The sequence below is a fragment of the Marisediminitalea alba genome, from assembly GCF_002993365.1.
In the GTDB taxonomy this organism is placed as follows: domain Bacteria; phylum Pseudomonadota; class Gammaproteobacteria; order Enterobacterales; family Alteromonadaceae; genus Alteromonas; species Alteromonas alba.
Genome location: NZ_PVNP01000041.1, coordinates 1 through 6,805, shown reverse-complemented (window position 1 = coordinate 6,805; position 6,805 = coordinate 1). Strand labels below are relative to the sequence as shown.

At 45.3% G+C, this 6,805-nt stretch carries 7 protein-coding genes and 2 pseudogenes; 3 read left to right on the top strand and 6 right to left on the bottom strand.

The window, feature by feature from the left end; all coding sequences use genetic code 11:
• Together C6Y40_RS04960 and C6Y40_RS04955 are read right to left on the bottom strand one after the other, a co-directional pair.
• Positions 1–120: pseudogene (locus tag C6Y40_RS04960) on the bottom strand (IS1595 family transposase); the annotation flags it as partial.
• A 187-nt stretch (positions 121–307) separates the two neighbouring features.
• A complete protein-coding gene (locus tag C6Y40_RS04955; protein WP_105933623.1) occupies positions 308–799 on the bottom strand; it encodes a VanZ family protein in 492 nt (163 codons plus the stop codon).
• Between the two features lie 285 nt (positions 800–1,084).
• Between C6Y40_RS04955 and C6Y40_RS04950 the strand changes: the two genes are divergently transcribed.
• On the top strand, positions 1,085–1,537 hold the full coding sequence (locus C6Y40_RS04950; protein ID WP_105933622.1) for a GDP-mannose mannosyl hydrolase: 453 nt from the start codon (positions 1,085–1,087) through the stop codon (positions 1,535–1,537).
• A 104-nt stretch (positions 1,538–1,641) separates the two neighbouring features.
• Here the strand turns inward: C6Y40_RS04950 and C6Y40_RS04945 are convergent, their stop codons facing one another.
• From C6Y40_RS04945 to C6Y40_RS04935, 3 genes are all read right to left on the bottom strand, one after another.
• A complete protein-coding gene (locus C6Y40_RS04945) occupies positions 1,642–2,976 on the bottom strand; it encodes a hypothetical protein (RefSeq protein ID WP_105933621.1) in 1,335 nt (444 codons plus the stop codon).
• A gap of 108 nt (positions 2,977–3,084) precedes the next feature.
• Positions 3,085–4,182: a hypothetical protein gene (locus C6Y40_RS04940; protein ID WP_146129500.1), complete on the bottom strand. Its 1,098-nt coding sequence runs from the start codon at positions 4,180–4,182 to the stop codon at positions 3,085–3,087.
• Between the two features lie 209 nt (positions 4,183–4,391).
• Positions 4,392–4,817: an organic hydroperoxide resistance protein gene (locus tag C6Y40_RS04935; RefSeq protein WP_105933619.1), complete on the bottom strand. Its 426-nt coding sequence runs from the start codon at positions 4,815–4,817 to the stop codon at positions 4,392–4,394.
• Positions 4,818–4,922: 105 nt separating this feature from the next.
• On the opposite strand from C6Y40_RS04935, the gene C6Y40_RS04930 reads away from it, so the two are divergent.
• A complete protein-coding gene (locus tag C6Y40_RS04930; RefSeq protein WP_105933624.1) occupies positions 4,923–5,363 on the top strand; it encodes a MarR family winged helix-turn-helix transcriptional regulator in 441 nt (146 codons plus the stop codon).
• Between the two features lie 388 nt (positions 5,364–5,751).
• On the opposite strand, the gene C6Y40_RS04925 is transcribed toward C6Y40_RS04930, so the two are convergent.
• Positions 5,752–6,213, bottom strand: coding sequence for a hypothetical protein (locus C6Y40_RS04925; protein ID WP_105933618.1), 462 nt, complete (start codon positions 6,211–6,213; stop codon positions 5,752–5,754).
• Positions 6,214–6,451: 238 nt separating this feature from the next.
• Between C6Y40_RS04925 and C6Y40_RS04920 the strand changes: the two are divergent.
• Positions 6,452–6,805, top strand: a pseudogene (locus tag C6Y40_RS04920) (IS21 family transposase); the annotation flags it as partial.

Below are 6,805 nucleotides of genomic sequence, written 5' to 3'. Positions count from 1 at the left end.
CTCTGTTATCAACTGTGAGACGCTATCAGTGCCTTTCAGCAGCTTCTCAACATAACGGGTTTGACTATCTGTTAAGTGTTCTAACTCGGCTATAAGCTTTGTAAATTGTGCTGGGATCATGATCAACCCTCAATAACTGTATTCATATACAGTATAGCAACAATTTAGCAGAACATAGCCATTTTCATTATAAATAATGGCAGCTTTGGTTGGTGGTGTTAATGGGTTTTAGTTATTTTTTATGTTCGGATAAGTAGACATTGATACCAAATAGCGTTTGGTGTTGCAACGGATAACGGCGTTTGGTTTAGCCCAGGTTATACAGTGATACCAGCTTTTCATACAGGGGTACGCGCTCTACTAAAATTGCTGCGCTAATAGCCACAAGTAGTGAAATTCTAAGGGCCCAATGCGCTTTATGTGGCCGCTGAAAGTGCATCTGAATACTAATACCTAAGATGGCCCCTAACTCGTTGCGTAGAATGTCTTCCCACTGAAATGCCCGGCCAACAGAACTTTGAATGGTTTCTACCAGCAGGCTAAGGGCAAATACAATGAGTAAAAAGCGGGGCAGGCGGGTGCGGTTTTTGCCTTTGGTGAAGGGATAAAACGCCAGGGCAAACATACAAAAAAAGATGATATGCCCGGTATTCAGGATGGCGCCACCCACGGCGTTTCGCAGCTCTTTCGGCACCGGGATAAAAAACAAGGCAGATAATAATATAAAGCCCAGTACCAATACCCACGGCAATAAAAATGGCGGGCGGGGCTTTAGATGGGGTTCATCCTGAACAGACATTGGCTCTCTGGTATCGGTACATTAACGAGATTGAGTATAACGTATTTACCAAATGAGAGCACAAAGATTATTAACCATGCGTGCTTTGGGGTGGTGTTTATTTGTAAGTAATTGCAAAAGGAAAGGGAACTGCATTACCTAACCTTTAAAGATAAAGCTTGGGCGTTATGGGAGCCTGATATTGTTATGAGATGCGATGTTCGGTAAACCACTTTAAACTCATCTGCTTACTGGCCATAAACTGCTACACTCGCCGGGCAACTATTGTTAACTGTGGGGCTTTTTATGGCATTTTTAAGCGAGAGCACATATCAAACAATTATCGGTGCCACACCGCTGGTGTCTATCGATCTGATTGTGAAAAACGCTAAGGGCGAGGTGCTTTTGGGCTACCGTACTAATCGCCCGGCGCAGGGCTATTGGTTTGTACCGGGTGGCCGGGTACAGAAAAACGAAAAGCTGGATAAGGCTTTTTTGCGCCTCACTGAGGCCGAGTTGGGTATAGCTATCGAGCGTTCTGCGGCAAATTTTATGGGCGTGTTCGAACATTTGTATGAAGACAGCGCCTTTGATGAATCGGTGTCTACGCACTATGTGGTATTGGGGTACGAACTTAACCTGGATATCGCGCTGGATGCATTGCCAAAAGAACAGCACAATCAGTATGCCTGGATGGCGAGTGATGAACTGCTAAAGCGTGACGACGTGCATGTGCATACTAAATGGTATGTGGAGTAGCCGGGGCACGTCAAATGTTATTCGTGCTAGTTCAGATAAACGTTAAGGTGTACCGTTATTTGTATGGCCTCCGCTAGGAGGCCTTTTTTATTACTGTACTGGTATTATTTAACGGTTGCTTTGGCTCGCGAATCGATAGCTCTAAAAATAAAATCCATAAGTTCTGGCTGCCATATATCGTTATGACCTTCCATGATGCCGTCTTCGGTAAATATATTCATGTACGGGTTGTTACGCTGTACGCGATTTTTAGAGGTCAATTTTAAACAAGGGCCAACTATGGTCGACTCGTTTTGAGTAATGGTGTTCATTGTTTCTACAGGCATTGCTTGCGATTTAAGCTCACTGTATTGGCAATTATCTATACGATTAAGAAAGTGGGTAACATAGGCATCATAGTGTCCTATGCCTGTCATATCAGCCCGCCATTCTTTAACCAGATGGTGGTTGGCCTGGTTGTTGGTTGCCTTGGAGTTAAAAGGTCGGCAGTATTTAGCGGTTGTTTTCTCGTGGGTTTCAAACAAGACGTTGGGAATTCGGCCTATAGGAAAGGTCCACCTTACTGCCCAGTCTTCTGCAGCGCTTAGCAGCATTAACCTGGGAGGTTGATTGGCTGGATAAGCCCGGCATTCATCTTGCGCAAGATCGTACAATGAATGGTATAGCATGGCTTCGAAAGCCGGGTTGATTAACACCACCAAATCGCCAAATCCTGCAACCGCCTTGGTTGTGTTAAACGGCCGGCTTTGTATATATCGCTCGGCTAATATGCTCTGGATTGAGGAGAACAACGCCGCGCCACCAAAACTGTGACCAATGGTTACCATAGTATTGTTGGGCGACTGATGTTTAACAATATCTTCCAGCTCCAATAAGGTAGTGATCATGCCATTACGGCCTACCTGATGAGCGGTTTGTTTTCTGTCCCAGAAGGTTAGGAGATGATTAAGGTACCAGGGAAAGCGTCGGCCATGCCAGCCAAGGTATACACCTACCACCTGTTGGCCTGGGTTTTCTTTAGCCAAACGGCTAAGAACCTGGCGAAGTTTAATAATATCACCGTCTTCATCGTCACCATCGGCATTATGATTCCAACCGTGAATGTAAGTTACTAACAATGTGGGTTGGTTTGAGTGGGTAAGCGATCGTAACTGGTTCATTACGGTTTTTTTATTGGCGGCGCTGTAAACGGCTCCTTGATCGTCAAACTCAACAAAATGCAGCTGATAGGTTGTATTGGCACTGGTACTCGTAGCGGCTGATTTAGTCATACCCGACGTGGCGCAGGCGTTCTTGCCATGATAAGGGCAGATACTGCTATAGTCGCTTCTGAAAGCACCGGTATTTATACACCCTGAGGTGATCAGCGTTAGCATGAGTAAGCTTAAGGATTTGAGCGTTTTTTTGTGGCGTTGGAGTAGCTTGAGTAATTGGGTCATGAGTCGATTCTTATTTTTAATGTCATTGGAACGGGCTTTTATTTAGGCATGGTGAAAAACTGACTGCGTTATTTCACGCATGCCTCATACAATCTGGTGTTAGTGCCATTAATTACCGGTAATAAACGATCGAATACTGTCGAAGCCGGAGCGGTAGGCAAAGAATATCCCTACATCATCGGCGCCTTTGCCTAAATTCGCTTTAAATCCAACCACAAAACGGCCTTCGTCGGGATCGGCATCCGGGGCGTTATTTAATTGCCATTCGCCGCGGATCAGCCAGCGTTTTTGATCTTCCAGACCTCCGTACTCTTCAAAATTGAGGTAACTTACCCACACCTTTCCACGAGGAATACTATTTTTGGCATTACGGGTACTATTACCAAAATATAAGTACTCGCCCAGTAAACCATAATAATGCACTACAGCGTCTTGTTCGTCGGTTATGCTGTCGCGGGTTTTAAAGCCTGCCAGCGCCCCTACTGTAAAATAATCCTTGAGCGTATCATCTTTGTCAGCCCAAAAGTTGGTGGTCACTTTGGTGTAAATGTCCAGTGAGTCGGATACGTCATTGAAGGTGGGTTGACTCGGTTTTGAGGTTTCATCTTCGGGCATTTCTTCAGGCTGGTCGCCTTCTGCATCAGTGGCGGGTTCTGTGGGTGTGCTGTTATCTTCTGAGTCGGTAAGCGTAGGGCTGCTTGCAAAGAGTCCGCCGATTTCCCAGTGCAGTGTATTGCCGCTTTCAGAGCGCCATCTGCCGTCAAAACCAAATTGGGCAAAGGGGGTTTGCTCCTGCAGCCCTTCGTGTTCGTTATCTTCGTTGTACGATGAGTTGAGTGAATAACCCACCATAAACTGGTTAGTCCAGCTTGAGCCATCACTGGGTTTGTAATAATTATTTGCGCAGTTTTTGGTGAGGTTGTTTATCCAGTCTTTACGCGCTGTTTCGGTTACCGCGGTGGCGGGCGAACCTGGGTGTTTTTTTACTGCAAAATGGTCAAGATCAATGGTATCGATCTCCCGGCCAGCAGAGCAGGTGTTAAAACTGGCCTCGAAACTTTGGATCTCTGTTTCGACACAGGTTTGTTGATCGGCATCTGCGCAGCGAACAGTCAGGGTGGAACTGGCGTTAGCCTTGGTTAGGGTAACCGCGGTTAACAGGGTAGTGGTTATTATCATTATTGAGGAATATTGAGATGTTTTCATTGCTTTTTCTTGTATGTTTTTTATACAAGTTGATGCAGTGGGCGGTTTCTCTCATTAAAATTTCAAAACGTGGATTTTAGTGGTGTACAAAATAATGGGCTGGCTAAGTGCGATGGGCTAAAGGGGGGAGAATTGGCAAGTCTTTTTGTGTAGGTAGGTTTGATAAAGGCAACGCTTAAGTAAAGCGCTGCCTGTAACCAGACTGGTATTTAGATCACTTCAAACTCAACTTCAACGTTACCGCGGGTGGCATTGGAGTAAGGGCATACTTCGTGCGCCTTGGCTACCATGGCTTCTTTATCGGTATCGATATCACCTAAATCTACAATCAGTTTTACTTTAATCGCAAAACCCGTAGGAATAGGACCAATGCCTACTTCGCCGGTTACCTTAACGTCTTCCGGCAGTTTTACTTTTTCCTGACCCGCCACAAAACCCAGCGCGCCGATAAAGCAGGCTGCATAGCCAGCGGCAAACATCTGTTCAGGGTTGGTGCCCGGGCCATCGTCACCGCCCAGACCTTTTGGTACCGACAGGTCGGTTTTTAAACGGCCATCATCAGATTCCGCTTTACCGCCACGACCGCCGGTTGCTGTTGCTACGCCAGTGTAAAGTACATCATCTAACTTATGCATAGGGTGTCCTCCTGAAATTTACTTTGTATGCAAAGTAAAAGTAGCAAACCTACAGTTGCCTGACAACTATTTTGTATGCAAAATAATGGCAGAGGTATTTTTGTTATGACAGATGACGATCTGCTAAAGCTGGACAACCAGTTGTGCCACCGTTTTTATTCCGTATCCAATGCATTCACCCGGGCTTATCGGCCGTTGTTGCAAAAAATGGATATTACTTATCCGCAGTATCTTGTGTTGTTGGCATTGTGGGAGCATAAACAGCTCACTATTTCTGCGCTGGTAGAAAAAAGCCGGATCGATCCCGGTGGTTTAACGCTTATCCTGAAAAAGCTGGAGCAAAAGGGTTATGTGCATATTCAGCCGTCTGAGCAGGATAAGCGGGTAAAACAGGTGGTATTAACCACCAAGGGTAAAGCAGCTAAAGCCGAGGCGGCGGCTATTCCTAAAGAGTTATTGTGTCAGATTGAAAACCTCGACATGAATGAGTTGCAGTTACTCAGTGGCCTTATTGATAAGCTGTATTGTGATTTAACGCATTCCTGATATTTTGTTTACCCTTCCTTTGTCGTCTCTGCATGCTTTCCTTAGTCATCCCCGCATGCTCTTGAGCGGGGATCTCCTAAATAAGCAGGGCTCTCCTAAAAAGGCTGTTGAAGGTGAGCCAAACTGTTTGGGAGATCCCGGCTCAAGGCCGGGATGACAGTATATTTTTGGCCGGGATGACGGGAAATTTTTGGCCGGGATGACCGTATTTATTTGGCCGGGGTGACAGTCATTTTTTGGCCGGGATGACAGCATATGTATGCTGGCTGCCCGGGATGGGAAGCGGAATATCCTTGGTCTATCTGATATCAGATATCTGCACTGCGTAATAATCATAATGCTGTACAGAACAACGCAGCTCATTACACTAGGTGCCTAATTTTTACAGCTAAATACCATGTTCAGTTAAAATTTTAGCCCTAATGTTGTTATCCCATTTTGCTGTGTTGTACAAGTCATTGTATGGAAACGAGTAGGTAATCATTACTCTTGATAAAGCTTCGCTTGTTGGAGCGTCACCAAAGGTGTTTGTTAACGGGTCAAACTCCTCAATTTCGATGTCAAACATGATCGCTTCCGCTGCCTCACTCAGGTATTGATATACTTCAAACTTCAATGTTTCAGAACTGGTCTTCGACTCATATAACTTAGCCATCACAACTAAAGCAAGCGACGGTGCAAGGCCTTTTAATGCCAACACTGCGTTCCCTCTTTCATGGTCTTCCGCTTGCTCATCCATAGCTAAACCATATGCCGTTTTAACACTGTAAAAATAAAGGTTATCGTCTTTTAGCTGTGTGCGTACCTTACCGTCCAGCTCAGCACTTGGGTAGCCGAATTTCAAATACATGGCAGATAGCCTCTCATTGCTTGGCTTATGCGTTCTTGCTAGTTCAAGGTACCTTTTCCATGCCGAAACTTCATCGCTTGAAAACCAATCGGCTGTTGCGTATTCTGATGTTCTCGATCGCTGATTCTGGCTAGCCCGATCAACTCTATTCCGGTCATTCGATCACAGACTTTTTCTTCACCACCCGATCAGTCTTTTATGCTTGTTAACTTCTTTTAATTTTAAAGAGGAAACAAGTATGTCAAAACCTACTGACATAGAACGCGTTAAAGCGGTTCTCTATCTTAAGCTTGATGAAAACCTCAGTAACCGGGACATCGCCAGGAGACTGAATGTGGGGGCTGCCACTATATCTGATATTCTCGGTAAATTCAGAACCCTGGATTGTGGCTGGCCGTTACCTGAGCATGCCTCCGATCAATGGCTACATCAGTCACTTTATCCTGACAGGAAAGCGGGCCGTATTAAACCTGATTATGGCCTGATGGATATTGAACTGCGGCGTAAAGGTGTAACTAAACTGCTGCTCTGGGAGGAATATCAGGCTAATTACCCTGATGCTTGCTATAGCTACAGCCAGTTTTGCGACAAT

Bases quoted from the DNA above. Each gene is read 5' to 3' on its own strand.
- C6Y40_RS04955 (WP_105933623.1), bottom strand. From the start codon at position 799: ATGTCTGTTCAGGATGAACCCCATCTAAAGCCCCGCCCGCCATTTTTA.
- C6Y40_RS04950 (WP_105933622.1), top strand. From the start codon at position 1,085: ATGGCATTTTTAAGCGAGAGCACATATCAAACAATTATCGGTGCCACA.
- C6Y40_RS04945 (WP_105933621.1), bottom strand. From the start codon at position 2,976: ATGACCCAATTACTCAAGCTACTCCAACGCCACAAAAAAACGCTCAAA.
- C6Y40_RS04940 (WP_146129500.1), bottom strand. From the start codon at position 4,182: ATGAAAACATCTCAATATTCCTCAATAATGATAATAACCACTACCCTG.
- C6Y40_RS04935 (WP_105933619.1), bottom strand. From the start codon at position 4,817: ATGCATAAGTTAGATGATGTACTTTACACTGGCGTAGCAACAGCAACC.
- C6Y40_RS04930 (WP_105933624.1), top strand. From the start codon at position 4,923: ATGACAGATGACGATCTGCTAAAGCTGGACAACCAGTTGTGCCACCGT.
- C6Y40_RS04925 (WP_105933618.1), bottom strand. From the start codon at position 6,213: ATGTATTTGAAATTCGGCTACCCAAGTGCTGAGCTGGACGGTAAGGTA.